The sequence below is a fragment of the Alloactinosynnema sp. L-07 genome (assembly GCF_900070365.1).
GTDB lineage: Bacteria > Actinomycetota > Actinomycetes > Mycobacteriales > Pseudonocardiaceae > Actinokineospora.
Window position 1 is genome coordinate 2,194,411 of sequence record NZ_LN850107.1, and the last position, 25,923, is coordinate 2,220,333.

A 25,923-nucleotide genomic window follows, 5' to 3' on the forward strand; every position below is an offset into this window, starting at 1 on the left:
TCTGAATGAGGAAGGTGAACGGCAATGACCAGAACCACACCACGGCGCGCGATCGTGATCATCTCCGCGCTGGCTACCGCGGCCATGCTCAGCACCGCCGCCCCCGTTTGGGCTCAATCCGGCTACCCAACCCGGACAGGTCAGCTGTATGCGTGGATCAGCGACGGATGGGGCGGCGGCACCGTGACCAGCCGGCCGCCCGGGATCAACTGCCACCAGTCGGCGTGGAACCCGGACGGGACCACACCACAACAGCCCCCAACCGGCGCGTGCTCCGCGAACTTCCCAAGCGGAACGACCGTCACCCTGACCGCCACACCCGACCCGGGGTCTTTTCTCAACGGCGATCCCGACCCGAATCCGGTGACCGTGTCGCCCGGCTACAACAGCGTGTGGGTCATGTTCTGCCCGGAAAACGACCTCTGCTCTAGTTGGTGATGCCGCTAGTCCGCTTCACCGGTTCCTCCTGCCCGCCAAACCCACCGGAAAATAGGCCATTATCCGGTGGAGTGATCCATATCGGTGGGCCGACCGTCCGCGCCGCCACCGACGCCTTCCTCAACACCCCGAACATCAAGAACAACCCGAACACCCTGCGCGCCTACACAGGCGTGCTCGATCGGACCGCCGAAGTGTTCGGACAGAACCGGACGCTGGCCGAGGTCGTCGACGACGAGATCGCCGACGCGCTCACCTCACTGTGGGGAACGGCGAAGCCAGCGACCTGGAACCGCAACCGCGCCGCCGTCGGCTCCTGGCTGACCTGGTGCGCCGACAAGCAGCACTGGACCGCGCCGACGGTGCCCGCGGCCGCCGAACGGCGACGCGAGAACAACGACGACACCAAAGCCGTGTCGCGGCCCCGGATCGACCGGCTGTGCCGACGCCGCGACGTCCCGCTGCGCGAGAAGACGCTGTGGCGGATGCTCTACGAGTCCGCCAGCCGCGCCAGCGCGGTCCTCGCCCTGAATGTCGAGGACCTGGACTTGCCCAACAAACAGGCCCGCGTCACCGTCAAGGGCGGCGACACCATGTGGATCACCTGGGGCACCGACACCGCCCACCTGCTGCCCCGGCTGATCGCCGGACGCGAGCACGGCCCGCTGTTCCTGTCCGAGCACCGGCCCGGCCCGCACCGACGAGCGACCACCGACCCGCGCGACCTCCGCCCTGCTCCCCCGCCCACGAGGTCCTGTTCTACCTGTCGTGGCCCGCGGCGGGCTTGGGCGCGGGCACGGATCCTGATCGGCCACCACGGCGACTGTCTTCTCTGGGAAGTACGCCCACAACCACGGGGTGCGCGACAACGGGCATCCGTACAACCTGGAGCAGAGCACCACGCTGCAGCGTCAGCTGCGGCAGGGCGGCTACCGCACTGGCCTGTTCGGCAAGTACCTCAACTCCTGGACGCTGAGCGACAACCCGCCCGGCTTCGACAGCTGGCTGGTGCTCAAGCCGACGTTCACGACGGCCAGTACAACGACAACGGCACCGTCAGGACGATCGGCGGGTACACGACCAACGTCCTGCGCGACCGGACCCTGAACTTCATCGACCAGTCGACGACCGACACGCGTCCGTGGTTCGCGATCTTGACCCGTACGCGTCGCACGAGCCGAACGTGTCCGAGGCGAAGTACGCCGACACGGTGGTCCCGGCGTGGGACGGCAGGCCGTCGGTGCCCGAGGCCGACCGAAGTGACAAGCCGCAGTACGTGCGGAACGGGACGAGCACGTTGGCCGACGGCAAGGCGCAGCGGCGTCGGCAGCTGCGCAGCCTGCTGTCGGTCGACGACGCGGTGCAGGCGTTCAAGGACAAGTTGGCCGCGCTCGGGCAGCTGCAGGACACGCTGGTGATCTACGTGCCGGACAACGGGTACCACTGGGCCGGCCATGGTCTGCTCGGCAAGGCCACGCCCTACTCCCCCGCCCACGAGGTCCCGTTCTACCTGTCGTGGCCCGCGGCGGGCTTGGGCGCGGGCACGGTGGACAACCGGATCGTGGCCAACATCGATGTCGCGCCGACGGTGCTCGACGCGGCCGGGATCACCCCGGCGGGTTCGCCGGATGGGCAGTCGTTGCTGTCTTCGGCGGGTCGCGGCCACCTCCTCACCGAGTGGTGGAAGCAGGGTTCGGGCGCGTCGGTGAAGGACACGTGGGCGTCGTATGTGAGCAAGACCGAGCAGTACGTCGAGTACTACGACGTGCACACCGATGCCGGTGGCAATGAGGTGGGTACGGGTCAGGTGCGGTTCCGTGAGTACTACGACCTGGTCAATGACCCGTTCCAGTTGGTGAACAAGCTGCATGGGGCGACGCCCGCGCAGGAGCAGGCGTGGGGTGTCCCGGCGTTGGCCGCCCAGTTGGCCGCTGACCGCGCGAGCTGGTGGGCACAGGTGTGGGCGCGGGGTGCCGCGCCCACACCGTGGGGAGGGAGTCGGGATGTCTTGCTGTACGCCGGAACGGGACGCGGTCCGGGTGGTGCGGTGGTGGTGGCGCGGTCGGTGCCGTCGAAGCGGATGGTGGGGTTGGCCGGTGGCGCGTTCCTGATGGGGACCGACGACGGGGTCGGGTATCCGGGTGATGGTGAGGGCCCGGTGCGGGATGTGACGTTGAGCCCGTTCGCGATCTGGACGGGTCGGACCGCTCCCCCGCTGCCGGGCGCACGCCGTGGTGGCGGGCGACGTCGGGGGCGTTCTGGCGGCGGCCGGAGGGGCCGGGGTCGGTGGTCTCGGCGCGGCAGAGTCATCCGGTGGTGCATGTGTCGTGGGCGGACGCGGTGGCGTATTGCGGGTGGACGAGGTTGCCGACGGAGGCGGAGTGGGAGTTCGCGGCGCGTGGTGGGTTGGTGCAGGTTTCGGGTGGCGGGCTGATGTCGGGGAGTTGTCGGTGTGATCCGCTATATACGTACGGTGATGTTGATCGAGGCTCAGGACGCGTTCTTCGTCGCGCGGAAGGCGCGGAAGGATTCGCCGCACACGACGGCGGCGTATCGGCGGGATCTGGCGGTGGTGTCGGCGTGTGTGGTCGATGTGGTGGGTGTGGGGCAGGTGGCGGGGCTGGGGTTGGCGGAGGTGTCGGCGCCGGTGTTGCGGGCGGCGTTCGGGGTGTTCGCCGATACGCACGCGAAGAGTTCGGTGGCGCGGGCGTGGTCGACGTGGAATCAGTTCTTTCAGTTCTGTGTGGCTGATGGTTTGTGTGCGGGGAATCCGATGGGGGCGATCGGTCGGCCGCGGGCGGCTCCGCTGTCGCCGAAGCCGTTGCGGGGTGAGTCGACGCCGGAGCAGTTGTTGTCGGCGATCGCGGGTGGGGCGCGGCGGGCTCGGGTGCCGTGGCCGGAGCGGGATCTGTTGGTGTTGGCGTTGGGGTTGGTCGCGGGGTTGCGGTCCTCGGAGATGCGGGCGTTGGTGCGGTCGTCGGTGGTGGGGCGGGCCGGTGAGCGGCGGTTGTTCGTGCACGGGAAGGGCAATCAGGAGCGGTCGATCCCGATCGAGGCGCCGATGGAGCGGGTGATCGAGTCGTATGTGGGGTCGTGTGACGGGCGGTTCCCGGGGATCCGGTTCGGTGGTGAGTCGCCGTTGTTGGTGGGTTCGGATGGGGCTGCGATCGGGCGGGGCGCGTTGGATTATTTGGTGAAGTCGTGTTTTCGGGCGGCGGGGATGCATGATCGGGTGCCCGCGGGGGCGAATTTGCACGCGTTGCGGCACACGTTCGCGACCCGGTTGGCTGAGGATGGGGCGAACGCGGTGGAGATCATGGCGTTGTTGGGGCACGCGAGTCTGAACACGAGTCAGAACTACATCGAGGCCACCGGTGCCCACCGCCGGGCGGCGGCGGCGAGCAACCGGACCTATCGGGTGTTGGCGGACTTGTCGGACTTGTAGGTCAGTGTCCGAATGTGGTTTCGATGGCGTCGCGGCGGGTGGCGACGTCGGCGGGGTCGTCGCCGTAGACGAGTAGGTGCAGGGTGGACTGGTTGATGGGGTTGTCGGTGCGGCGGGTGTCGTGGCCGCCGGTGACGAGGAGTCCGCCCGCGCGCAGGGCTGGGCGCAGTGCGTCCAGGAGGGTGGCGATCGGGGTGTCGGCGGTGAGTTTGACGGACTCGGCGGGCCGGTCGAGTGCGTCGGGTCGGATGGAGCGCAGGGCGAGCAGGGGGATGGATCCGCTGGTGATGCGGAAGTTCAGGTCGAGCATGGCGAGTTGGCCGTCGCGGGTTTGGGCGCAGTCGAGGCTGCAGAGGCCGCGGTAGCCGACGTCGGCGGCGCGTTGGGCGATGGCGAGGCATTCGGTGCGGAGTTCGGCCGGTAGTGGGGTGACGTGGCCGAAGCGGCCGCCGGTGTAGATGCCGTCGGCGTCGACGCGTTGTTCGGTGACGGCGAGCAGGCGGGCTTGGGCGTCGGCGGCGATGTAGAGCTGGATGCCCCAGTTGCGGTGGATGTGGAGGTATTCCTCGATGACGAATTCGGTGAGGATGTCGGCGAAGGCGGGCAGGGTGACGGGTTGGCCCGCTTGGTGGAGGTAGACGTCGAGGCTGGCGCCGTGGGCGGCGTTGGTGGCGGCTTTGAGGACCCAGGACTTTTCGGCGGGGGCGGCGTCGGTGAGGTCGTCGAGGGTGACGATGGTGCGGCGGGCTTGGAAGCGGGGGTCGACGAAGGTGCTGATGCTGGCTTTGTTGTTGAGGTAGCCGACGAGTTCGGCGCTTTTGAGGGAGCGTTCGTCGGGGCACAGTGCGGTGGGCTGTGGGTATTCCATGGAGATGAGCAGGCCGTCGCTCATGGCTTCGGTGACGCGGGTGGTGAATTCGGTTTCGGTGCGGAATTCGCGTAGGTCGGTGCCGATGGGGAGGCCGCCGTGGCGGAGTTCGGCGAGGAGGGCGGGTTCGGTGCCGCCCGCGCTGCAGATGACGGTGGTGTCGGCGGCGACGGCGATGGGTCGGGTGGTGAGGACGTCGCGGGTGTTGCGGTGTCTGCTGGAGGGGACGGCGGTTTCCTGGGCGGGGCGGGCGCAGACGGCGATGTCGGGGCCGTAGATGTCGGTGAGGGTGCGGGGTGCGGCGAGCGTCGGTGACGGCGCGGAGGTGGTGATGGAGTGTCTCCCTTGTGGGGTGTGTCTGCCCGGATGTGGGCATGGCGCGGTGGGGGTTTGTGCTGGTCGGGATGACCGGGTGCGGTGAAACGCGCCTGGATGTGGCGGCGTCCGCTCCTGGGCCGAGTGGCGCTCCCGTGGCCTGGCCGAACGTGGGTCGGCGGGGTGTGGGGGTGCGCGTAGGTCTTCAGGGTCTCACGTTTGGCGGGGGGCCGGTTTGGCTTCGTCGGGCCATCGGACCTTAGGCTGGCCGGGATGAGACGCAAGCTTCGCTCTCCCCTGCCGCAGCGCCACGGCCTCGACGCCGCGCGTCTGCGGCTGCCCGACGAGGGTGAGTGGGCCACGATCCGCGATCACCTGGTGGAGCGGCTGCCCCGGGTCGACCCGGGGCGCATCGACGTGATGCTGCGGGAGGAGCGGATCGTCGGGGTGGACGGGCCGGTGGCGGTGGACGCGCCGTATCTGCCGGGGTCGTTCGTGTGGTTCCACCGGGATCTGCCGGTGGAGGTGCCGGTGCCGTTCGAGGTCGGCGTCGTGCACCGCGACGAGGACATCCTGGTCGTGGACAAGCCGCATTTCCTGGCGACCATCCCCCGCGGTCAGCACATCGTGCAGACCGCGCTGGTGCGGCTGCGGCGGGACCTGGGCATCCCGACGCTGAGCCCGGCGCACCGGCTGGACCGGGTCACGGCTGGGCTGTTGCTGTTCGTCGTGCGCCCGGAGCTGCGCGGCAAGTACCAGACGATGTTCCGCGATCGGTTGGTGGGCAAGCAGTATGAGGCGATCGCCCGGCATGACCCGGCGCTGGAGTTGCCGCGCACGGTGGTCAGCCGCATCGTCAAGGAGCGCGGGGTGATCACCGCGCAGGAGGTCCCCGGTGAGCCCAACGCGCGCACGACGGTGGAGCTTGTCGAGGTGCGGGGCGGGGTCGGGCGGTATCGGCTGTCGCCGGAGACCGGGCGTACCCACCAGCTGCGGCTGCACATGAGCGGTCTGGGTGTGCCGATCCTGGGTGACGACTTCTACCCGGTGTTGACGGAGAAGCCGCTGGGCGACTTCACCCGGCCGCTGCAGCTGCTGGCGAAGGTCCTGGAGTTCACCGACCCGGTGAGCGGGGTGCCGCGCCGGTTCGAGAGCGCGTTGCGGCTCTCGGCGTGGGACGCCCCGGGCGAGTGGGGAAACTCGGCTGCGCGGGCCGGGCGGGCGGTCTAGTCTCCCGGCATGCCGTTCGGTTGACGTTTCCACGCTGAGTCCACGGCCGGGTTGATCCGGGTGTCGATGTGGTGGGCGGTGCTCACCTATCTGGTCCCGATCTATCCGCTGTACGCCGTGCTGTTCTCCGACACCGGGTTGTCCGGGGCGCAGATCTCGGCGCTGTTCCTGATCTGGTCGGCGGTCGGGATCCTCGGCGAGGTGCCGCTGGGTGCGCTCGCGGACCGGTTCTCGCGGCGCTCGGCGCTGGTGGCGGCGAGCCTGCTGCAGGCGGTCGGCTATGTCGTGTGGGTGACGCTGCCCGGGTTCGCCGGGTTCGCGGCGGGGTTCGTGTTGTGGGGCCTGGGCGGCGCGCTGGAGTCGGGCGCGTTCGACGCGCTGCTCTACGACGGGTTGGCCGCCCACGGTGAGGAGTCCCGGTTCGCGCAGGTCAACGGGCGGGTGACGGCGCTCAACCTGGTCACCGAGATCCCGACGGCGGGCTTGGCGACGGTGCTGTTCATGGTGGGTGGCTACCAGCTGGCGGGGTGGGTCAGCGTCGGTGTGTGCGTGGCGGGCGCGGTGGTCGCTTCCCGTTTCCCCGAACCGCCGCGCGACGAGGACGACGACGAGCTGGGTTATGTGGACCTGCTCAGAGCCGGTGTCCGGGAGGCCGCGCGCAGCGTCAACGTGCGGCACGCGGTGATCGTGGTGGCGCTGCTCGGCGGGCTGGACGCCTTCGAGGAGTACTTCCCGCTGATGGCGCAGGACTGGGGTGTGCCGTCGGGCTGGGTGCCGGTGGCCATGGCGGCGATCCCCTTGGCGGGTGCGGCGGGCGCGTCGCTGGGCGGCTATGCCAACCGGCTGACGACGCTGACGTTGGCGCTGGTGCTGGGTGCCGCGGTGCTGGTGCTGTTGTTCTCCGGGGTTCTGCGCGCGCCGGTCGGCCTGGTCGCGGTCGCGGTGTTCTACGGGCTGTACCGGATGGTGCTGGTCGTCGGTGAGGCGCGGCTGCAGGACACCATCGAGGGGCAGGCGCGGGCGACGGTGACGTCGGTGGCCGAGATCGGGGTCGAGGTGTCGGCGGTGGCCCTGTACGGGGCGTGGGCGGTGGGTGAGGTGTTCGGGGTGGCCGCGCTGGTCGCGTTCGTGGCGTTGCTGCTGCCCCGCTGGCTGCGTCGGACGCCGGTGGCCGCTGAGCTTTAGGGCCGAGTCTGGTCCAGGGCTTGGGCGGCGGTGTCGTGGATGGCGCGGGCGGCCGCGGCCAGCGTGGGCGAGTCGAGTTTCCACTGCTGCCAGTAGAGGGGGACGTCGATGGGGTGGTCGGGGGCGAGGTCGACCAGGGTGCCTTCGCGGATGCGGGGGCGGGCTTGGACCTGCGGGACCATGCCCCAGCCGAGTCCGGCGGCCACGGCGTCGACGAATCCCTCCGAGGAGGGGATGTGGTGGCGGTGGTGGCTGGCGCCGCGGCCGCCGGTGCGGGTGCGGGCGAAGCGGTCCTGCAGGTCGTCGCGGCGGTCGAAGACGACGACGGGTGCGTCGGCGATGTGGGCGCGCAGGGGGCCGTCGAGGTGGCGGGCGAGGAAGTCGGGGCTGGCGGTGGGCAGGTAGCGCATGTGGCCGAGGGGTCGCACGAGGCAGCCTTGGACGGGGTCGGGGGTGGAGGTGACAGCGGCCATGACGAGTCCTTCGCGCAGCAGGGCGGTGGTGTGGCCCTCGTCCTCGCGGTGCAGTTCGAAGTGGATGTCGGGGACGCGGGTGAGCGCGGGGATGAACCAGGTTGACAGTGAGTCGGCGTTCACGGCGATGGGCAGCCGCGCGGGCTCGCCTTCGTCGGACATCCCGAGGTCGGCGCGGGTGTCGCGTTCGAGTTGGAGCAGTTGGCGGCCGAAGCGCACGACGATCTCGCCGGAGGCGGTGGGGGTGGCGGGTTTGGTGCGCAGGAGCAGGACCCGGCCGGTGCGCTGTTCGAGGGTCTTGACGCGCTGGCTGACCGCGGAGGGGGTCACGTGCAGGGCGGCGGCCGCGGCGTCGAAGGTGCCTTCGTCGATGACGGCGAGCAGGGTGCGGACCAGGTCCAGCGGCAGGTCGGGCATCACGAGCGCTAATGTTACGTCAAAATCTTGAACTGGACTGTTGACCGGTGGGTTCATAGCCTCGGGTCATGGGTCAGTTCATGCTCGCCGTGGCCACGGGGTTCGGCACCGGTCTCTCGCTCATCGTCGCGATCGGCGCGCAGAACGCGTTCGTGCTGCGCCAGGGCATCCACCGGCACGCGGTCCCCGTGGTCGTGGCCGTCTGCGCGGGATCCGACGCGGTGTTGATCACCCTGGGGGTGGCCGGGGTGGGCGCGGTCGTGGGCGCGTGGCCGGGGGCGACGACGGTGCTGACGCTGGTCGGTGCCGCTTTCCTGCTCGGCTACGGGGCTCTCGCCGCGCGTCGGGCGTTGCGGCCCTCGGCGCTGGTGGTGGCGGGCGGGTCGGCGCGGCCCGCGGTGCTGACGGCGATGGCGCTGACCTGGCTCAACCCGCACGTCTATGTCGACGTGCTGCTGCTGGGATCGCTGGCCTCGGCGCACGGGTCGCTGCGGTGGGGGTTCGCGCTGGGCGCGGTCGCGGCGAGTGTGTGCTGGTTCTCCGCGCTCGGGTTCGGGGCACGCCTGCTCACCGGGTTCTTCGCCCGCCCGTCGTCGTGGAAGGTGCTCGACGCGCTGGTGGCCGCGACCATGACCGGGTTCGCGGTGGTGATGCTGCTCAGCCTGACCCGGTGATGGCCTCGGCGACGAGGTCGACGGCGCTGCGCTGCGGGGCGCGGGCCGCGGAGTTGTAGGTGCGGTTGGTGGTGTCGACGCTGGCGTGGCCGACGTCGGCCTGCACGGTGACCAGTTCGGCGCCCGCCTCGACCGCGGCGGTGACGTAGAAGTGGCGCAGGGCGTGCGGGTGGATTCGGGTGGCCACGTCGGCGAGGTCGGGGCCTGCCGATGCGGCGATGCGGCGCAGCAGCGCCCACACGTCGGCGCGGGCCATGGGTTTGTCGTCGCGGGTGCCGATCAGCGGTTGGGTGCCCGCCTTGACCTGGCCGCGCAGGGCGGGGGCGGTGTCGCCCGCGCGGTGGTGCAGGTAGGCGTTGAGTGCGTCCTGGGCCAGTCCGGAGAGGTAGACGACGCGCGGTTTGTCGCCTTTGCCCGGTACGCGCAGTGCGGTGCGGCCGCGGGTGGAGTGCAGATCGGCGCGGGTCAGGTCGCACAGTTCGGAGACGCGCACGCCGAGGGTGAACAGGGCGACCACGGCGGTGGCGCGCAGGGTGCCGAGCCGGTCGCGGCCGGGTCTGGGCGCGGCGGCGGCGTCGAGCAGGACGCGGACCTGGTGGGCGGTGAGGGTGACGGTGCGGGTGGTGTCATGGTCGGTGGCGACGTTGAGACGCCTGCGGGACAGGGCCGCGGGATTGGCGGCGATCTCCCCCGCCTCGGCGAGGTGGCCGTAGAAGGCTTTGAGGGTACCGAGCATGCGGTCGCGGGTGGCTTTCGCGGCGCCGTGGTCGGTGAGGTCGTCGAGCCATTCCTTGACGTGGGTGGTGTTGGCGCGCAGCGGGTCCAGGCCGCGCGCGCCGCACCAGCGCAGCCAGTGCAGGTGCCGCAGCCTGCCGCGCCGCGCCGGTGGCGGCCGGTTCGCGGTGACCGCCGGTGGCCGCGTGGGCAGGCCGAGGGTGTGGGCGTAGGCGTGGACGACGGGCGCGAGTTCGGGGCGGTCGCGCCAGGGGGCGAGGTCCGCGGCGCTGACCGGCAGGCCGAGGGATTCGGCGTACTTGTGTCGGGTGGCGCGGTTGGCGTAGCCGAGCAGCCAGTCACCGATCATGGCCAGCAGCCGGGCGGGATCGTCGACGCCGGGCCAGATGTCCTCGCCCGCGGCGACGAGCACGTCGGTCACGTCGGCTCCCCCGCTCGTGGTGTTCGGGTTGATCAGCATACGGGCAACGCCGCTTCCCTTACCTCAGGCGGCTCGCGAAGAATGAGACGATCTCGCGGGCGGCGTCGCCGCGCTGCTGTGCCGGTGTCAGCTTGCCCGCGCAGTCCGCCGGCGCGTCGTCCTCCCCGCCGATCTTGCCGGGCGACCATTCGGTGTTGAAGAAGTTGTGGTTCGCGCCGGTGATCGTCACCGAGCTCGCATCGGGGTTCCTGCCCGCGACGTCCTTGACGTACTGCAGGCCCACATCGCCGACGTCACCGTCGCAGGCGGCGATGACGACCTTGAACGGCACCCGGGTGACCAGCACGTCGCTGTTGTCGTCCTCGTCGGAGTTGAAGTAGACCGGCGCGAGCGGGACGACCGCGCGGATCCGGACGCCCGCGGGCCACTTGGCGGTGTGCTTGTCGGAGGCCTGCCACATCACTGCCTTGCCACCGCGGGAATGCCCCATCGTGCCGACGCGGGTGAGGTCGACGCGCCCGCGGAAACGCCCGAGGGCGCCCGCCAGCGGCCCCTCACCGCGCGCGAGGTCGCGCCACAGCTCCAGGTGCTTGTTGACCAGATAGGCGCGGGAGTAGTAGCCCTCGTCGCCAAGCAGGTGCGCGTTGATGGCGTTGGCGCTGATCGAGACGACGATGAAACCCTGCTCGGCGAGCTTCTCGCCAAGGTAGTCGTAGCCACGAAAGCTCGGCAGCGGTCGCTGCCGCCGCGCGCAGGGCCACTGGCCGTGTGGCGTCCTCGCGATGGGGTCCACGCAGGTCCACCAACTGCCGTGCGACTGCACGATCAGCGGGTGCGTGCGGCCGCCGAGGTCGCGCGGGTAGTGCACGACGGCGGCCAACTCCATCGGCACGGACACCTCGGGATGCCGGAACGCCTGATCGCCGAGGTTGTACTGGACGACGCCGACACCCTGCCCAGCCGCCGCCTGCGGCGCCGCGACAGTCACAAGGGCCAGAATCAGAGCGGCGAGGGCCGCGCGGAGGAAGGTCACGCTGGAAACACTGCCGAAGGACTATGAAGAAGCAGTGATCTTCGCGTGCGCATGTCGCTGCAAGGTGTTCCGGACCAGACGGCACTTGAACGCGGGGATAGTCTCCAGACGGGCGAGGGTCACGAAGGACTGGCGGCCTTCACCAGGCGCAGGTGGGTCACCCGGTCGACGGTGACCGACTCGGTGCACTCGAGGGCGGTGATCCCGTCCTCGAACACGCGTTCGCCGGAGCCGAGCAGGATCGGCACCACGGAGACGTTGAGCTCGTCGACCAGGCCCGCCCGCAGGTACTGCCGGACGGTGGCCGCTCCCCCGCCGAGCCGCACGTCGAGCCCGCCCGCCGCGTCGACGGCCAGGGCCAGGGCGGCGTCGACGCCGCCGTCGACGAAGTGGAAGGTGGTCGCGCCCTCCATGGTGATGGGCGGGTGCGGGTGGTGGGTCAGGACGAACACCGGGTGGTGGTAGGGCGGGTTCGGGCCCCACCAGCCGGTCCAGGTGTCCTCGCCCCACGGTCCGCGGATCGGGCCGAACATGTTGCGCCCCATGATCGTGGCGCCGATCCCGTTCTCACCGCGTTCGATGAGGTCGTCGACGATGCTCGCGCGGTCATCGGCGAAGAGCCACTCGTGCAGCTTCTCACCGTCGACCCCCAGCGGGTCCTCCAGGCTCTGCCGCGGCCCGGCGACGTAGCCGTCGAGCGACATCGCCAGGTTGTGGACCCTCAATTTCGCCATCGGTGACTCCCCACGCTCGTGTTTCCCCTGATCTTGCCACCGATCCAGGGGCCGCTTCGGCTTACCAACGAAAGGTCTGTTTCGTAGGTAACCGCGGTTATAGAGAGATAACTTCTAACCTCGGTTGTAGGTTGAATAACCGATCGACTAGGGTTAGATCATGCAGCAGACGGTCGACGGAAACGCGTTGTGCGGGTTCAGCCGGTGCCGAAACCCGCTGCCCCCGCCGGGGCCCCGTGGTGGACGCCCCTACGAGTTCTGTCCTGAGCGGACCTGGCCGGGAAACGTGACCTGCAAGCAACTGGCCGCCGCGGAGAACGCGCTGCGGGCCGCGCTCGGCGTCGAGTCGGGGACGGCTGCGCTGGGTGGGGTCGCCACGGAGGTTCGTGAACACATCGACCGCGTCCTCGGGCCCGCCGAGGCGCTCAAGGCGGTGCTGGAGCAGGTCGTCACCCGGCTCGACGGGGAAGTGACCACCGCGCTGGCGGCCGTCGACGCCGCGGAGAAAGCGGCAGCCCTGGACCGGGGGCTGCGTGAACACGCCGAAGGTCAGGCCGCCGAAGCCGAGCGGGCCGCGCGGGAAGCCCACGCGCTGACCGCCGAACACGGTGCCGCGCGGGCCGCCGCCGAACACTCCCGCGACGAGGCCCTCGCCCGGATGAAAGCCGCCGAACTCAAACAGGCCCGCGCCGAGTCCCGCCGCGACGCCGAACACGAGCGGGCCGAGCACGCCGAACACCGAGCCCGCGACGCCGCCCACCGCGAACACCAAGCCACCGAGGCCGCCGCCGTCGCCCGCCAGGAGACCGCGTCACTGCGCGCCGAACTCGCCGGGCTCGAACAGCGGCTCGTGGACGAACGCTCCAGCGGCGCACGCGCGCTCGAACGCGCCGAGGCCGACCTCACCGCGGCCCGCGCCGACCTCGCAGGCACTCGCAGGGAAGCGGCTCACGCCGCTGAGCGCCACAACGCCGAAGCCGCTCAGGCCGCCGACAAGCACCGCGCGGAACTCGACCGGACATTGGACCGGGCCGAGACCCGCCTCGCCGCGGCGACCGACGCCCACCAGGCCACCCAAGCGAAGCTGCACCAGGAACTCGGGGCCGCCAAGCACCGCGCCGAACGGGCCGAAGCCGAAGTGACGACGCTGCGGCTGTCCACCCAGGCGCTCAACGACGACCTGGAACACCTCCGGCGAGTCGTCGGCCCCGACCTGCCCGGCTGATCGAACGGGCCGCCACCCCGTAGGGCGGCGGCCCGCGACTTTCAGCCCATGAGGAACAACGAGGCCAGGATGCTCGACGCCGTCGCCCGCGACCTGGTCAGTCCCGCACACCGACCAGGCCCAAGGTTCTTCGACGTGGCCACGGGGCAGCTGAACGAGATCGTGTGAGACCGCGGCGCGTGTCCTGACGAACTCGTTCACAGGGGCACAACAGCGGAGTCTCCGCCGGTCATTCGGTTACGACGGATATTCCGGCTGCCTGCCTGGTCGCTGCCTGGCGAACCGACGCTCGGTGCGCCCTGGACTCCACGCCGTTGACATCCCGCGTCGATCTCGCGAACCTGCCGGTGATGTGGGCGACGGCGTCGGCGTTCTTGTCCAGCAGGTCGCGGTTGATGTTTCCGAGATTGTCGCAGACCGAGTGGTTGCACGGGTCGAACAGCGCGCCCGCGGTGCCGCCCCACTTCTCGGCCTGCGCCTGCGTCTTGGTGTGGAACAAGCCGGAGAACAGGCCGCCGGTGGGTATTCCGGCGGGCATGAAGTCCGAGTAGGCGCCCGGTCCCGGAAATTTGGTGGGTTCGGTGGCGATTCCGCGAGAGGCGTAGTAGTCCGCGAAAGCCTGTTCGATCTGCCCGGAACCGTACGGCCCCGAACCACCCGTCGATGAGCCGTCGCCGTCGAAGACGAAATACCCTCCGTTCGGTGAGCCGATCGCTTCGAGCTCGATATGCAGCGCGATGTCGAGCTGCTGTTCGAAGGAGAGCGATCTCAGGTAGGCATCAGAACCTGTGTTGTCCCAGTCTCCGCCCCACCAGATGAACCGCACGGAGTTGTTCACTTTCGGTGAACCGCCGAGCTGCAGCGCGGTCTCCAGCATGGCCGCGACGCTGGTGGCGTTCTCGTTGATGCCGGGAACAGCGGGAAGGCTGTCCAGGTGCGCCCCCACGATGACGGCGTTGTCCCGGCGCCCGGTGCGCGTTGACGCGATCAGATTGCGGCTGTTGGTCGGCTCGATGTGATGTCGCGCGTCCAGCGTGGCCTGCTTGCCCGCCAGTGCGATCAACGCGGTGCCATCGACCCCGACCAGCCCGACCATCGGAATGCGCGCGGTGGCGGGATTCACCTCGCCGCCCATCGGGCCAGGGCTGTTGTTGTAGACCACCCCGGCGATCGCGCCCGCGTCGGCCGCGACTCTCTCCTTGGTGACGAACGAACAGCCGCCGCGACGGATCAGAACGATGGCGCCCGCCACGTCGATTCCGGTGTAGTCCTCGGGCTCGCAGCCGGTGGTCGAGTCCGCCGGCACGACGACCAAGCCTGCCGTGAGCCCGCCCACCGGGGTCTGCGGCGAGCCGGTCATGTGATCGGGCACCACCCGAGTCGCCGCCACGGTGAGACTCTCCGCGTCGATGACCCTCCGGTCATAGCCGAATTCCTGAATCGTCACCTCGAACCCGGCGGCACGAACCCTTTCCGCGACATAATCCAGACTTTCCCTGGCTCCCGGCGACGGATCGGCCCGATTGCCGCCATTGCGGTCCGCGATACGCTGAAACGCGATCAGATGCCGATGGACGGCGCCGATCGTCACTTTTCGGACCAGCTTCTCCGCCAGGCCGCCCCGAACGTCCGGCTCCGCCTGCGCCGACAATGCAGGCGACAATGGCACAAGTATGAGTGCCGCGGCTGTCACGGCGATTCGTTGCATACGTCTCATTCGCTATCTCCCTGTTCGGCGAACCCGATCAGCCTGCGGTTGTCCCAGGTGGTCCACCAGTGCCAATCCGGCGGCGAATGGATCGGTACCCGATCGGCCTATCAATGTGGGAGAACATTCAGGTCGGCCGAAAGCCGCGACCGCGTGCTTCAGTCGACGGCCGCGCCGAACCACGTCGGGAGCCTGCTGAGCAGGTCGCGCTGGTCCTCGCCGACCCAAGCGACGTGGCCGTCGGGCCGCAGCAGCGCCGCGGGCACGTCGAGTTCCTCGCTGACGTCGACCACGTGGTCGACCCGGTCGGCCCAGCCCGCCACCGACAGCGTGCCGGTCTGGTCGAGCAGCAGCCCGCGGCCGCCGCGCATCAGCTCGTAGAGGCGTCCCCGCTTCAGGCCCACGTCCCGCAGCCTGCGGCCGAGCAACTCGTGCCCCTCGCCGAAGTCGTAGCGGATCCCGATCGCGGTGATCTTCTCGATCAGGTACCGGTTCACGTCCTCGAAGTCCATCAGCTCCGCCACCAACCGGCGCACCGACTGGGGACCGGGCTCGGTGGACATCAGCTGCATCTGCGCGCGGGTGTTGTCCAGCACGGCGGCGGCCACCGGGTGCCGTTCGGTGTGGTAGCTGTCCAACAGGCCCTCCGGAGCCCAGCCGTTGACCTCGGCGGCCAGCTTCCACCCCAGGTTGAACGCGTCCTGGACGCCGAGGTTGAGGCCCTGCCCGCCGGTCGGCGGGTGGATGTGCGCCGCGTCGCCCGCCAGCAGCACCCGGCCGGTGCGGTAGCGCTCGGCCAGCCGGGTGGCGTCGCCGAAGCGGGAGAGCCAGCGCGGTGAGTGCACGCCGAAGTCGGTGCCCGCGACCACCCGCAGCTGCCGCCGGAATTCCTCCAATGTCGGCGGGACCGAGCGGTCCTCGGCCACCCCCTCGGCGGGCACGCCGATGCGGTACACCCCGTCCCCGAGGGGCATGGCGCCGAACCGGAGCTGGGTCTTGCGGACCTCGGCCACCACCGCGGAAAGCGTCTCCGGTGGCGCGGTCACCCGCATCTCGCCCAGCAGCGTGTCGACCCGGGAGGGCTCACCGGGGAAGCCGACACCGAGCAGCCCGCGCACCGTGCTGCGGCCGCCGTCGCAGCCGACGAGGTAGCGCGCGCCCAGCCGGGTGCCGTCCGCCAGCTCGACGGTGACCCCGTCGTCGTCCTGGTCCAGCCCGACCAGCTCGCAGCCGCGCCGGATCTCGACGCCCACCTCGGCGGCGTGCTCGGTGAGCAGGCGGTCGGTGCTGGGCTGCGGGATGCCCAGGACATACGGATGTGTGGTGTCCAGCCGCTCCGGGGCGGGCTTGGTGATGCCCGCGAAGAAGCCGCCGAGGGGGTATTTCGTGCCGAGCGCGAGGAACCGTTCCAGCAGACCGCGCTGGTCCATCACCTCGACAGTGCGCGCGTGCAGACCGAGCGAGCGGACGACCTTGGTCGGCTCGGGGTCCTTCTCCACCACGAGTGCGTGCACGCCTTGCAGCCGCAGTTCGCAGGCCAGCATCAAGCCGGTCGGTCCGCCGCCCGCGACGATCACGTCGATCATGAGATCCCCCGATTTCCCCTGGTTGTGGCGTCGGCGGGAGATTCTGCGCCACAACCAGGGTCTTGCCGCAAGACCCCCTGTGCGCTATACGTTGAAGAGGGCGGGGAACTCTCCTAGATTCCGAACGGCGCGGCGTAGTGGATTGTGCCGCCGGGCAGCGGATCATCCTTGAGGGCCAACGCCATCAGCGCGTCGTCGGGCACCTCGATGGACACCCGGATCCCGTGCGCGGAGGCGCGGGTGAAGCCGAACCTGGGGTAGTACGTCGGGTGGCCCAGGACGACGACGAACCGCTCCCCCAGGTCCGCGGCCGCGTCCAGTGCCGCGCGGATGGCCGCCGAGCCCGCCCCGGTCCGCTGGTGGTCCGGGGCGACCGCGCACGGCGCCAGGCACAGGGCCTCGGTGTCGCCGATGTGGCAGCGGGTGAGCAGGGTGTGTCCGACGACGGCGCCGGAGTCGTCGGTGGCGACGATCGACAGTCCCTCGATCCACGAGGGATCGGTGCGCAGGCGGTCGACCAGGTCGGCCTCGTCGCCGGTGTCGAAGGCGGCCTGTACGACGGCGCGGATGGCGGGGATGTCGGCGTCGGTCTCGGCGCGGGTGGTCCAGTCGGTGCTCATCGGGCCACCTCGCGCGCTCGGTGGCGTTCGCGCCACTGTGTCAATGATTCGCTCATGTGTCCGTCTCGGTCGGTGGCCTGCTGTCGAGGTAGGAGACCAGGCCCGCCCAGTCCATCGCCACCGCGCCGACGGTGTCCGCGGCGCCCGGGACCGGATCGGGCGCGGGGCCCACCTCGACGACGCCCGCGGCGGCGCGGCGGGCGGGGGTGTCGTCGATGATCCTGATGTGGACCTTCTTCCACGGTGGTCTGCGGGTGCGGGCCGGGATCGCGGTGACGTCGTCGGGCACGTCGGTGCCTTCGTGGTCGAGTACCCGCACGTGCACCTCGGCCCCGCAGGTGTCCGCGGCGGCGCCGACCACCCGCAGCAGGTGGACCCGCCCTCGGCCGTCGCGGTGCGCCAGGACCTGGCCGACGCCGACCGTGGGCGTGGGCAACCGGCGTCGGCGGACCGTGCGGCGTGCCGGCTGCGGGCCCTCGATCTGCGCTCGGACCTTCGCCAGGGCCGCGGCCCGGCGCCGAACCGCCGCCGGGCCCGCCTCGGCCCACCGGTCCAGGTCGCCTCCGGCGTCGAGCATGGTCAAGGCCCGCGCGCGCAGGTCGTCGCCGAGCCTGCCCATGGTCGACTCGGTCACGGCCAGGGCGAGCACGACCACGACCTGGTCTTCGTCGGCGAACTCGCGCAGCGCCGCGGCCTCGGCGTCGTCGTCGGTGCGCCCGTGGGCCAGGGCGTCGCGGTAGGCGTCGCGGACGTCGGCGGCGGTGTCGTCGGAGATCAGGGCTGGTCCGTCGGTCCCCATGAGGCCGGATTCTAGGTCGGGGTGCCGATGACGACGGTGGCGTCCACCTCGGCCGATGTGGCGACGTGGGCGCGCAGGCCGTGGCGGGTGTAGGTGGCGGCGGTGTGTGGGGCCTGCTGGGCGCTGGTCTCGATCAGCAGGTGTCCGCCGGGGGCCAGCCAGGTGCGGGCGGCGGCGATGACGCGGCGCTGGATGGCCAGGCCGTCGGTGCCGCCGTCGAGGGCGACGCGGGGTTCGTGGAGGCGGGCCTCCGGCGGCATGAGGCCGATCGAGTCGGTGGGCACATAGGGGGCGTTGGCGACCAGGACGTCGACCCGGCCGCGCAGGTCGGGCGGCAGCGGGTCGTAGAGGTCGCCTTCGTGGACGTGGCCGGTGACGTTGCGCCGGGCGCAGCCCACCGCGGCGGGGTCGATGTCGACGGCGTGCAGGTCGACGGCGACGGCGGCGTGGATGGCGGCGCCGACCGCGCCGGTGCCGCAGCACAGGTCGACGACCACGGCGCCGGGGTGGGCAAGGGCGGCGGCTTGGTCGGCGAGGAACTCGGTGCGGCGGCGGGGCACGAACACGCCGGGATCCACGGCGACGCGCAGGCCCGCGAACTCGGCCCAGCCCAGGACGTGTTCGAGGGGGTGGCCCGCGACCCGCCTGCCGATCATGGCGTCGAGATCCGCGGGTCCGCTTGCGGTGTCGATGAGGAGCCGTGCCTCGTCCTCGGCGAACACGCAGCCCGCCGCTCGGAGGGTGTTGACGATGGTGACCACTGACATGAGCGCGCCTTTCGGGGAAGCAGGCGGGCGCTCAGGCGGTCATCGAACCGCGGGTCCGGTGAGGGAGAGCGCCCGGTCTGACCTAGCGGTCATGGGTTCCCACCTCCTCGGGTCGGCCATCGCGGACAGGTCGAACGCTACCAAGGTCGCAGACATGCCGACGACACAGGTGTGCGGTCCTCAACCGACCGCGTGAGCGCGCATGATCTAGTCTCGGGACACGTGACGACGACGACCAAAGCGCCGCTGCGGGCGAGCACGCTGTGGGTGTTCCGGGTGCTGTGCGCGCTGCAGTTCATTCAGCTGGCGATGCAGCCGATCCTCGCCGGGATGTTCCTCAACGGCCAGTACAGCGCCCTGGGCATGCATTCCTCCAGCGGCGGGATCATGATGGTGACCGGCGTCCTGCAACTCGTCGCGGCCGTAGTGCTGTGGCGGCCGGGGCGGATCGCGGGCTGGCCGATCGGGGTGGCCGCGGCGCTGCTGGTGGCCGAGCTGGTGCAGCTGACCGCCGGTCACTCCCGGGCGATGGCCCTGCACCTGCCGCTGGGCACCGCCCTGATCATCGGCTCGCTGCTGGTGACCGGGTGGGCGTGGCGCAAGCGGGTCGGGAGCCCGTCGTGAACTTCACCCGCAGGCAGGCATTGCGCTTCGGCGGCGGGGTGGCGCTCGTGGGTGTCGCGGGCGGGTTGGGGCTGTTCGCGTCGAACCCTGGCGGGCAGACCGGGACGCTGCTGGCCAGCCAGGTGCCGCTGCCGGAGCGGTTCCGGCAGCCACTGCGGCTGCCGAACGTGGCGAAGATGGTCGACGGCCGGGTCGAGCTGGTGCAGCGCGCCGCCGACGTGGAGATCCTTCCCGGGCGGCGCACCAGAATCCTCGGCTACGACGGCACGTTCCCCGGGCCGACGATCAAGGCCCGCTCCGGTGAGCAGCTCGAGGTGCGTGTCCGTTCGGAGTTGTCGGTGGCCACGGTGGTGCACCTGCACGGCGGGGTCACCCCGCCCGAGAGCGACGGCTACCCGACCGACCTGATCCTGCCCACCGCCGGTCTGACCCGACACCAGATGCCTGGGAAGACCACCGTGGGCGAACGCACCTACACCTATCCGCTGCGGCAGCCCGCCGCGACGCTCTGGTACCACGACCACGCGATGGACTTCACCGGCCCGAACGTCTACGCCGGGCTGGCCGGGTTCTTCGTCGTCGGCGACGCGGCCGACGACGCGCTGCCGCTGCCGCGCGAGGACCGCGACCTGCCGCTGGTGATCACCGACCGCGCCTTCGACGGCGACGCCCAGTTCCGCTACCCCGCCCTGTCCGCCGCCCAGGAACACGCGGGGGTGGAGGAGGGCTACCTCGGTGGTGTCCTCGGCGACGTGATCCTGGTCAACGGTGTCCCGTGGCCCACGCACGACGTGTCGACCGCGAGGTACCGGCTGCGGCTGCTCAACGGCTCCAACGCGCGCCGCTACCAGCTCACCCTCGACCCGCCGCCGTCGGGCAAGGCGTTCACCCGCATCGGCAGCGACGTCGGGTTGCTTGACAAGCCGGTCGCCGTGGACGACATCACTCTGGCGCCCGCCGAGCGCGCCGAGGTGATCGTCGACTTCTCCGGCTACCCGGTCGGCACCCAGGTGACCGTGCGCAACGGGTTCGGCGGCGACTCCACCGCCGAGGTCATGCGGTTCGTCGTGGCGCGCTCGGCCAAAGACGACACGAACATCCCCGAGAAGCTGGCCACGATCGAGCCGCTGGACCGCGCCCAGGCCACCACCACCCGCGACTTCCACTTCCAACTCAACCGCGCCCCCGCGAACGACCCACACACCGGGCCGCACTCACCGGCGCACCGCTGGACCATCAACGGGCAGAGCTTCGCCGTGGACCGCGACGTCGCCACCCCCAGACTGGGCGACGTCGAGGTGTGGCGGTTCCTCACCGACGTTCACCACCCCGTGCACGTGCACCTGGCGCACTTCCAGGTGCTGTCGCGCAACAACCGCACCCCGCCGCCCAAGGACCTCGGCATGAAGGACACCGTGGACCTGCTGCCCGGTGAGGCGGTCGAGGTGATCACCCGGTTCAGCGGGTTCCGCGGCCGCTACGTCATGCACTGCCACAACCTCGAACACGAGGACATGGCGATGATGGCGAACTTCACCGTCACCTGAATGATGTGGCCTCCAGGCTCAGGTGTTCGACCCGTTCCGACAGGTCGACACCTGAGCCAAACGTCACCACCACGTGCTCACCCACACGGACCGGCAGCTGGGGGAACGTGTTCTCGGCGTGCTCGGTGACCGCGACGGCGAGGAATGGCTCGGCCAACGCCTTCTCCAGCACGTCATCGGACACCGGCGCGTCGAAATAGTGGATCGTCGCGCTGATCGGCCCGGCCACCGGCTCGGTCGGAAAGCCGCGCAGCGGGCGCAGCAGCAGCACGTTGTCCGAGTCGATCATGGTGGCGTTGGCCTGGTCGCGGTGCGCCTGCCACACCGGGCCGGAATAGAACGCCGTCAACGCCTCGCGGCGCGCGGCCATGTCGGTGAAGCCGCGCAGCCACACGAACCGGTCCGGGTCGTCCAAATCGCGGAACAGCCCCGGCAGCGTCATGCCCACGGCGAGTTGACCGTCGACGAACTCGCGTTCGAACAACGTGATCAGCTCGTCGCGCTTGCCCGGGTGCAGGGTGTACTGGCGCAGCTCAAGGACCGTCATGACCTCGAACCTACGACGCATCCCTGACACCTTCTGTCAGGGATGGGTTTCCAGTGGCTGCAGTTCGTGCATCAGCGTCGGGCGCCGCATCCACACCCCGTGCGGACGCGCCAGCAGGGACTCCAGCGGCTCGGGTTTGCCAAGGTGGAAGCCCTGGGCAACGCGCACCCCGAGCCGGGACAGCGCCTCGACCTGGGTGGAGCGCTCCACCCACTCGGCCACCACCGACAGGCCCAGGCCGCGGGCGATGTCGACGATGCCCTGCACCAGCACGGTGTCGCGGCTGCCGTAGTCGATGCCGTGGATGAACTCGCCGTCGATCTTCAACCCGGTGATCGGCAGTTCCTTGAGGTGGACGAACGAGCCGAACCCGGAGCCGAAGTCGTCCAGGGTGATCCGGCAGCCGCTGGCACGCAGCTGCTGGGCCAGGCTGCGCGCGGCGTCGAGGTTGGTGACCGCGGCGGTCTCGGTGATCTCGAAACCCAGGCGGCCGGGGGCCACGCCCGCGGCGGTGAGCCGGTCGAGGACGAAGTCGCCGAAGTCCTCGTCCTCCAGGGTGCGGCCGGAGACGTTGACGTTGAACCGCAGCCCCGGATACGGGTGCTCCACCAGCGTCTGGATCGCCTTGTCGGCCACCCACCGGTCGATCTCGAACACCAGGTCGCTGCGCTCGGCGGCCAGCAGGAACTCGCCGGGGCCAAGGCGCGGCTCCTTGCCGTCCTCCAGGCGCAGCAGCAGCTCGTGGCCGATGACGCGGCCGCTGCCGAGTTTGACCATCGGCATCGCGTGCAGCACGAACCCGCCGTGCTTGAGGGCGGCGCGGACCCGCTCGATCACCGTGACCCGCATCTGGGTGTCCTGGTAGTGGCCGGGCTCGTAGACGGTGGCGCGGTTGCGGCCCGCCGCCTTCGACGCGTAGAGCGCCATGTCGGCGTTGGCCAGCACCTCCTGCCACGACACCCCGGAGTCGAAGGTGGCCACGCCGATGCTGACGGTGATCCGGCTGGCCCCGGCGACCCCGTTCATCGGGATGGCGGCGATGGCGTTGCGCAGCCGGTCGGCCACCGCCACCGCCTCGCGTTCGTCGGTGTCGGCCAGCACCGCGGCGAACTCGTCGCCGGAGAGCCTGCCCAGCACCTGGCCGCCGCCGATGCGGTCGCGCAGCAGCGAGGCCAGCGTGCACATGACCTTGTCGCCGGTGGGGTGGCCGTGCAGGTCGTTGACGTCCTTGAAGTGGTCCAGGTCCAGCAGCAGGAACGCGCCGCGTACCCCGAGGGCGAGCTGGCGCTCCAGTTCCCTGGTCAGCGCGCGGCGGTTGGGCAGCCCGGTCAGCGGGTCCTCGTCGACCAGGCGCAGCAGCTCCTCCTGGTGCACCGCGGCCGAGTCCAGCTCCCGGGTGCGCCACCGGGTGACGTCGACGGCCCGGTAGAGCAGGCCGTCGTCGGTGGCGGTGCAGCGCACCTCCAGCCAGCGGTAGCCGCCGCTGACCCCGGGCAGCGGCATCATGACGTCGTTGTCGCTGGGCGCGTCGGGTGCGCCGGACAGCAGCGCGCACAGCGACCTGCCGACGCTTTGGGCCTCGGTGAGCCCGAGCAGCATCGCCATCGCGGGGTTGACCCAGCGCACCGTGCCCGCGCGGTCGGTCAGCGCGAACGCGGTGTCCGTGGCGGACAGGATCTCCGCGGGGGCGGTCTCATGGTCCGTCACCCGGTCTCCCTCACCCATTCTTGTGGGGACATGCGCACGAAGCGTAGTGGACCGACCCGGCTCAGCGCAGGCGCTCAAGCCCCTTGGCGCTGATCTTGATCGCTTCCGCGAGTCCGCGCAGCTCAGCGGCGGTGGCCCCGTCCTGGGCCGCGGTGGCGACGTCCTCAGCGGCGCACCTGAGTTGGAAAAGTCGATCTTGCAGGTCGGCGAGTTCGGTGGCCGAGAGCACGATCGCGTCCTCGGGCAGGCCGCCGCGCTGGACCGCGGCGCGGCGCTCATAGGCGCGCTGCCTGCACGATTGGGCACAGTAGCGGCGGGGCCTGCCCGCGCGCGGGTCGCCGGGCAGTTGCCTGCCGCACCAGCCACAGTGCCGGGGTTCGTCGCGTCTGCGCAGCACGTCCACCGGTTGGGTCACCACCGCCATACCGGTGGACGCTATCTGGACACCCTGAGTGCACCGACACGCCACGCCGGTTTGGCGCCTCGGTGCGACACTCTTGCCGTGCACTCCGACCATGGTTTCCTCAGCGGCCCGTACCCGCGGGCGTTCGTCCACCGCGGCTGGCACTACGACGAGCTCGCGGGCATGGAGAACTCCCTGGCCGCGTTCAAGCGCGCCATCGCCGAGGGCTACCGCTACGTCGAGACCGACGTCCACGCCACCAGCGACGGGGTTGTCGTGGTGCACCACGACGAGTTGCTCGACCGCACCACCGATGCGACCGGCGCGGTGGCGCTGCTGCCGTGGAAGACGGTGAGCGCGGCCAGGATCGGCGGCCGGGAGCCGGTGTCCCGCGTCGAGGACCTCCTCGAAGAGCTGCCCGACGCGCTGGTGAACATCGACTTGAAGTCCGACGCCGTGGTCGAGCCGATGCTGGCGGTGCTGCGCCGCATGGACGCCTTCGACCGGGTGTGCCTGGCGTCGTTCTCCGAGGCGCGGATGAAGCGGGTCCGCAAGCAGGCGGGCCCGGCCGTGCTGACGTCGATGGGGATGCGGGCGATGGCCGGGTTCTGGGCCTCGGCGAAGCTCCCGCAGGTCATGGCGCGCAAGTCGGCGCGGCCGCTGGTGTGCCAGGTGCCGGTGAAGCAGGGTCGGCTGACGGTGGTCGACAAGCGGCTCATCGCCGTGGCCCGCCACCGCGGCGCCGAGGTGCACGTGTGGACCATCGACGACGCCGCGCAGATGCACGAGTTGCTCGACCTGGGTGTGGACGGGCTGATGACCGATCGGCCGCAGGTGCTCAAGGACGTGCTGATCGAGCGCGGCGCCTGGGCGCCCATCAACTGACCCAGCATAAAACCGACCGCCCGGTATTTTCTGCTATCGTGGTCGGTATGACGGTCCCGGCGACGGCGAAGGGCGAGGCGACGCGCGCGTATCTGCTGCGCACCGCCGCGCGGATGTTCGCCGAGCACGGCTACGCCGGGACCACGCAGAGCGACCTGATCGCCGCGTCCGGGCTGACCAAGGGCGCGTTCTACTTCTACTTCAAGTCCAAGCTCGACTTGGCGCTGGCGGTGGTCGCCGAGCAGGAGGGCCGCTGGCTGGCCCACATCACCGAACGGGTGCTGGCCGAGCCCACGGCGCTCGCGCAGCTGCGCGCGGTCGTGCCCGCGCTGCTCGACCTGTTCGCCGCAGCGCCCGACGCGTGGGTCGTGATGCGGCTGTGCAAGGAGTTCGCCGCCAATCCCGACCTGCCCGAGATCAGCAAGCCGATGGCGTCGTGGGTGACGCTGGTGGCCGACATCATCCGACGCGGCCAGGCCGAGGGCGACCTGCGCGAGGACGTGGACCCCGAGGCCGTCGCCGAGGTGCTGGTCGCCGCGTTCGACGGGCTCAAGTCCCTGGCCGACGTCCTGGACTACGCGAACGACCCCGACCGGTTCGCCTCCCGCGCCACCACCCTCATGACCCTGGCCGAACACGCACTGCTCCGCTGAACCCCGCTCGATTCCCTCATGACACCCGCATGAACTCAAAACAAACCGCTCGGTCGGTTTTTTGCAGGAGGAGATCCATGGACCACACCGGACAGACCGCGCTCATCACCGGCGCGTCGGCGGGCATCGGCGCCGGATACGCGCGCGACCTCGCCGCCCGCGGCGCCGACCTGATCCTGGTCGCCCGCCGCGAGGACAAACTGGAGGCGTTGGCCGTCGAACTACGCGCCGCCCATGGCCGCGAGGTGGACGTGTTGGCGGCCGACCTCGCCGTCGACGGCGCCGCGCGGGACCTGGTCGCGCGGGTCGACGCGCTGGGCCGGACCGTGGACATCCTGGTCAACAACGCCGGGATCGGCACCCAGGGCCTCGTCGCCGACACCGACCCCGACCGGCTGATCGCCCAGGTGCGGCTCAACTGCGTGGCCGTGGTCGACCTGACCAGGCGGCTGCTGCCGGGCATGATCGAGCGCGGCCGCGGCACGGTCATCAACGTGGCCAGCGGCGCCGCGTTCCAGCCGATGCCGCACCTGGCGGTCTACGCCGCGACGAAGGCGTTCGTGCTGTCCTTCAGCGAGGCGCTGTGGGCCGAGACGCGGCCCAACGGGGTGCGGGTGATCGCGGTGTGCCCGGGGGCGACCCGGACCGAGTTCTTCGAGGCCAACGGCACCGAGGTCGTCACCGCCACCGGGATCCGCACGCCCGAGCAGGTCGTGAAGTCCACCCGCGCGGGCCTTCGCCGAGGCCGCCCCAGCGTCGTCGACGGCACCGTCAACGCCCTGCTCGCGCTGCTCCCCCGCGTGCTGCCGCGCCGCGTGTCGATCGCCGTCGCCGGGCGAGTCGCCCGGCCCTCCAAGTCCCCCGCCCCTGTCGCGTGAAGGAGT

The 25,923-nt window shown here is 70.6% G+C and carries 26 protein-coding genes and 2 pseudogenes; 15 read left to right on the plus strand and 13 right to left on the minus strand.

Annotated elements, in window-relative coordinates:
* Positions 1 to 24: 24 nt before the first annotated feature.
* From BN1701_RS09860 to BN1701_RS09875, 5 genes and pseudogenes are all read left to right on the plus strand, one after another.
* Positions 25 to 438 (plus strand): hypothetical protein, encoded by a 414-nt coding sequence (locus BN1701_RS09860; RefSeq protein ID WP_054047620.1) that lies wholly within the window; start codon positions 25 to 27, stop codon positions 436 to 438.
* A gap of 858 nt (positions 439 to 1,296) precedes the next feature.
* Complete coding sequence (locus BN1701_RS37815; protein WP_197672201.1) at positions 1,297 to 1,545, plus strand: hypothetical protein; 249 nt, start codon at positions 1,297 to 1,299, stop codon at positions 1,543 to 1,545.
* A gap of 34 nt (positions 1,546 to 1,579) precedes the next feature.
* Positions 1,580 to 2,080: pseudogene (locus BN1701_RS37820) on the plus strand (sulfatase-like hydrolase/transferase); the annotation flags it as partial.
* Positions 2,081 to 2,724: 644 nt separating this feature from the next.
* Positions 2,725 to 2,787: pseudogene (locus BN1701_RS38145) on the plus strand (hypothetical protein); the annotation flags it as partial.
* Positions 2,788 to 2,914: 127 nt separating this feature from the next.
* Positions 2,915 to 3,883, plus strand: coding sequence for a tyrosine-type recombinase/integrase (locus tag BN1701_RS09875; RefSeq protein ID WP_157367899.1), 969 nt, complete (start codon positions 2,915 to 2,917; stop codon positions 3,881 to 3,883).
* Position 3,884: 1 nt separating this feature from the next.
* Here the strand turns inward: BN1701_RS09875 and BN1701_RS09880 are convergent, their stop codons facing one another.
* The gene (locus BN1701_RS09880) at positions 3,885 to 4,775 is read right to left on the minus strand and encodes a hypothetical protein (protein ID WP_054047626.1); all 891 of its coding nucleotides are present in this window, start codon (positions 4,773 to 4,775) and stop codon (positions 3,885 to 3,887) included.
* Between the two features lie 75 nt (positions 4,776 to 4,850).
* Between BN1701_RS09880 and BN1701_RS09885 the strand changes: the two genes are divergently transcribed.
* The 3 genes from BN1701_RS09885 (at position 4,851) to BN1701_RS09895 (ending at position 7,481) form a co-directional block, all read left to right on the plus strand.
* Positions 4,851 to 5,066: a hypothetical protein gene (locus tag BN1701_RS09885; RefSeq protein WP_157367900.1), complete on the plus strand. Its 216-nt coding sequence runs from the start codon at positions 4,851 to 4,853 to the stop codon at positions 5,064 to 5,066.
* 273 nt (positions 5,067 to 5,339) lie between these two features.
* Positions 5,340 to 6,296 (plus strand): RluA family pseudouridine synthase, encoded by a 957-nt coding sequence (locus BN1701_RS09890; RefSeq protein ID WP_054047630.1) that lies wholly within the window; start codon positions 5,340 to 5,342, stop codon positions 6,294 to 6,296.
* A gap of 66 nt (positions 6,297 to 6,362) precedes the next feature.
* Positions 6,363 to 7,481, plus strand: a complete 1,119-nt coding sequence (locus BN1701_RS09895) for an MFS transporter (protein WP_172803404.1) — start codon at positions 6,363 to 6,365, stop codon at positions 7,479 to 7,481.
* Here BN1701_RS09895 and BN1701_RS09900 read toward each other — a convergent pair.
* Complete coding sequence (locus BN1701_RS09900; protein ID WP_054047632.1) at positions 7,478 to 8,374, minus strand: LysR family transcriptional regulator ArgP; 897 nt, start codon at positions 8,372 to 8,374, stop codon at positions 7,478 to 7,480. The two genes, BN1701_RS09895 and BN1701_RS09900, sit on opposite strands and share 4 nt — an antisense overlap.
* A gap of 65 nt (positions 8,375 to 8,439) precedes the next feature.
* On the opposite strand from BN1701_RS09900, the gene BN1701_RS09905 reads away from it, so the two are divergent.
* Complete coding sequence (locus BN1701_RS09905; protein ID WP_054047635.1) at positions 8,440 to 9,045, plus strand: LysE/ArgO family amino acid transporter; 606 nt, start codon at positions 8,440 to 8,442, stop codon at positions 9,043 to 9,045.
* Here BN1701_RS09905 and BN1701_RS09910 read toward each other — a convergent pair.
* The 3 genes from BN1701_RS09910 to BN1701_RS09920 form a co-directional block, all read right to left on the minus strand.
* Positions 9,029 to 10,201 (minus strand): tyrosine-type recombinase/integrase, encoded by a 1,173-nt coding sequence (locus BN1701_RS09910; protein ID WP_231949552.1) that lies wholly within the window; start codon positions 10,199 to 10,201, stop codon positions 9,029 to 9,031. The two genes, BN1701_RS09905 and BN1701_RS09910, sit on opposite strands and share 17 nt — an antisense overlap.
* Positions 10,202 to 10,259: 58 nt before the next feature.
* Positions 10,260 to 11,234 carry a hypothetical protein gene (locus BN1701_RS09915; protein ID WP_054047639.1) on the minus strand — a complete coding sequence of 325 codons (975 nt, stop codon included), beginning with the start codon at positions 11,232 to 11,234 and terminating at the stop codon, positions 10,260 to 10,262.
* 119 nt (positions 11,235 to 11,353) lie between these two features.
* Positions 11,354 to 11,968 carry a dihydrofolate reductase family protein gene (locus BN1701_RS09920; RefSeq protein ID WP_054047641.1) on the minus strand — a complete coding sequence of 205 codons (615 nt, stop codon included), beginning with the start codon at positions 11,966 to 11,968 and terminating at the stop codon, positions 11,354 to 11,356.
* A 160-nt stretch (positions 11,969 to 12,128) separates the two neighbouring features.
* On the opposite strand from BN1701_RS09920, the gene BN1701_RS09925 reads away from it, so the two are divergent.
* Positions 12,129 to 13,193 (plus strand): hypothetical protein, encoded by a 1,065-nt coding sequence (locus BN1701_RS09925; protein WP_157367901.1) that lies wholly within the window; start codon positions 12,129 to 12,131, stop codon positions 13,191 to 13,193.
* A 229-nt stretch (positions 13,194 to 13,422) separates the two neighbouring features.
* On the opposite strand, the gene BN1701_RS09930 is transcribed toward BN1701_RS09925, so the two are convergent.
* The 5 genes from BN1701_RS09930 to BN1701_RS09950 all read right to left on the minus strand — a co-directional run bounded on the left by BN1701_RS09930 (position 13,423) and on the right by BN1701_RS09950 (position 18,673).
* On the minus strand, positions 13,423 to 14,784 hold the full coding sequence (locus BN1701_RS09930) for a M28 family peptidase (protein ID WP_231949553.1): 1,362 nt from the start codon (positions 14,782 to 14,784) through the stop codon (positions 13,423 to 13,425).
* Between the two features lie 275 nt (positions 14,785 to 15,059).
* Positions 15,060 to 16,487, minus strand: a complete 1,428-nt coding sequence (rox, locus tag BN1701_RS09935; RefSeq protein ID WP_054047647.1) for a rifampin monooxygenase — start codon at positions 16,485 to 16,487, stop codon at positions 15,060 to 15,062.
* 113 nt (positions 16,488 to 16,600) lie between these two features.
* Complete coding sequence (locus tag BN1701_RS09940; protein ID WP_054047649.1) at positions 16,601 to 17,107, minus strand: GNAT family N-acetyltransferase; 507 nt, start codon at positions 17,105 to 17,107, stop codon at positions 16,601 to 16,603.
* 52 nt (positions 17,108 to 17,159) lie between these two features.
* On the minus strand, positions 17,160 to 17,906 hold the full coding sequence (locus tag BN1701_RS09945; protein ID WP_054047651.1) for a hypothetical protein: 747 nt from the start codon (positions 17,904 to 17,906) through the stop codon (positions 17,160 to 17,162).
* An 11-nt stretch (positions 17,907 to 17,917) separates the two neighbouring features.
* Positions 17,918 to 18,673, minus strand: a complete 756-nt coding sequence (locus BN1701_RS09950) for a putative protein N(5)-glutamine methyltransferase (protein WP_054047653.1) — start codon at positions 18,671 to 18,673, stop codon at positions 17,918 to 17,920.
* Positions 18,674 to 18,895: 222 nt separating this feature from the next.
* On the opposite strand from BN1701_RS09950, the gene BN1701_RS09955 reads away from it, so the two are divergent.
* Positions 18,896 to 19,297 carry a hypothetical protein gene (locus BN1701_RS09955; RefSeq protein WP_054047656.1) on the plus strand — a complete coding sequence of 134 codons (402 nt, stop codon included), beginning with the start codon at positions 18,896 to 18,898 and terminating at the stop codon, positions 19,295 to 19,297.
* The gene (locus tag BN1701_RS09960) at positions 19,294 to 20,844 is read left to right on the plus strand and encodes a multicopper oxidase family protein (RefSeq protein ID WP_054055743.1); all 1,551 of its coding nucleotides are present in this window, start codon (positions 19,294 to 19,296) and stop codon (positions 20,842 to 20,844) included. The genes BN1701_RS09955 and BN1701_RS09960 overlap by 4 nt, the downstream gene beginning before the upstream one ends.
* Here the strand turns inward: BN1701_RS09960 and BN1701_RS09965 are convergent.
* The 3 genes from BN1701_RS09965 to BN1701_RS09975 all read right to left on the minus strand — a co-directional run bounded on the left by BN1701_RS09965 (position 20,837) and on the right by BN1701_RS09975 (position 23,522).
* On the minus strand, positions 20,837 to 21,412 hold the full coding sequence (locus tag BN1701_RS09965) for an NIPSNAP family protein (protein ID WP_197672074.1): 576 nt from the start codon (positions 21,410 to 21,412) through the stop codon (positions 20,837 to 20,839). The genes BN1701_RS09960 and BN1701_RS09965 overlap by 8 nt on opposite strands.
* Before the next feature lie 15 nt (positions 21,413 to 21,427).
* Positions 21,428 to 23,098 carry a bifunctional diguanylate cyclase/phosphodiesterase gene (locus BN1701_RS09970; RefSeq protein ID WP_231949554.1) on the minus strand — a complete coding sequence of 557 codons (1,671 nt, stop codon included), beginning with the start codon at positions 23,096 to 23,098 and terminating at the stop codon, positions 21,428 to 21,430.
* A gap of 61 nt (positions 23,099 to 23,159) precedes the next feature.
* Entirely contained in the window at positions 23,160 to 23,522 is a 363-nt protein-coding gene (locus BN1701_RS09975; protein WP_054047662.1) for a hypothetical protein, read from the minus strand.
* 78 nt (positions 23,523 to 23,600) lie between these two features.
* On the opposite strand from BN1701_RS09975, the gene BN1701_RS09980 reads away from it, so the two are divergent.
* The 3 genes from BN1701_RS09980 to BN1701_RS09990 all read left to right on the plus strand — a co-directional run bounded on the left by BN1701_RS09980 (position 23,601) and on the right by BN1701_RS09990 (position 25,917).
* Positions 23,601 to 24,386 carry a glycerophosphodiester phosphodiesterase gene (locus BN1701_RS09980; RefSeq protein WP_054047664.1) on the plus strand — a complete coding sequence of 262 codons (786 nt, stop codon included), beginning with the start codon at positions 23,601 to 23,603 and terminating at the stop codon, positions 24,384 to 24,386.
* 47 nt (positions 24,387 to 24,433) lie between these two features.
* Positions 24,434 to 25,039, plus strand: coding sequence for a TetR family transcriptional regulator (locus BN1701_RS09985; RefSeq protein WP_054047666.1), 606 nt, complete (start codon positions 24,434 to 24,436; stop codon positions 25,037 to 25,039).
* 77 nt (positions 25,040 to 25,116) lie between these two features.
* The gene (locus BN1701_RS09990) at positions 25,117 to 25,917 is read left to right on the plus strand and encodes an SDR family oxidoreductase (RefSeq protein WP_054047668.1); all 801 of its coding nucleotides are present in this window, start codon (positions 25,117 to 25,119) and stop codon (positions 25,915 to 25,917) included.
* Positions 25,918 to 25,923: the final 6 nt, after the last annotated feature.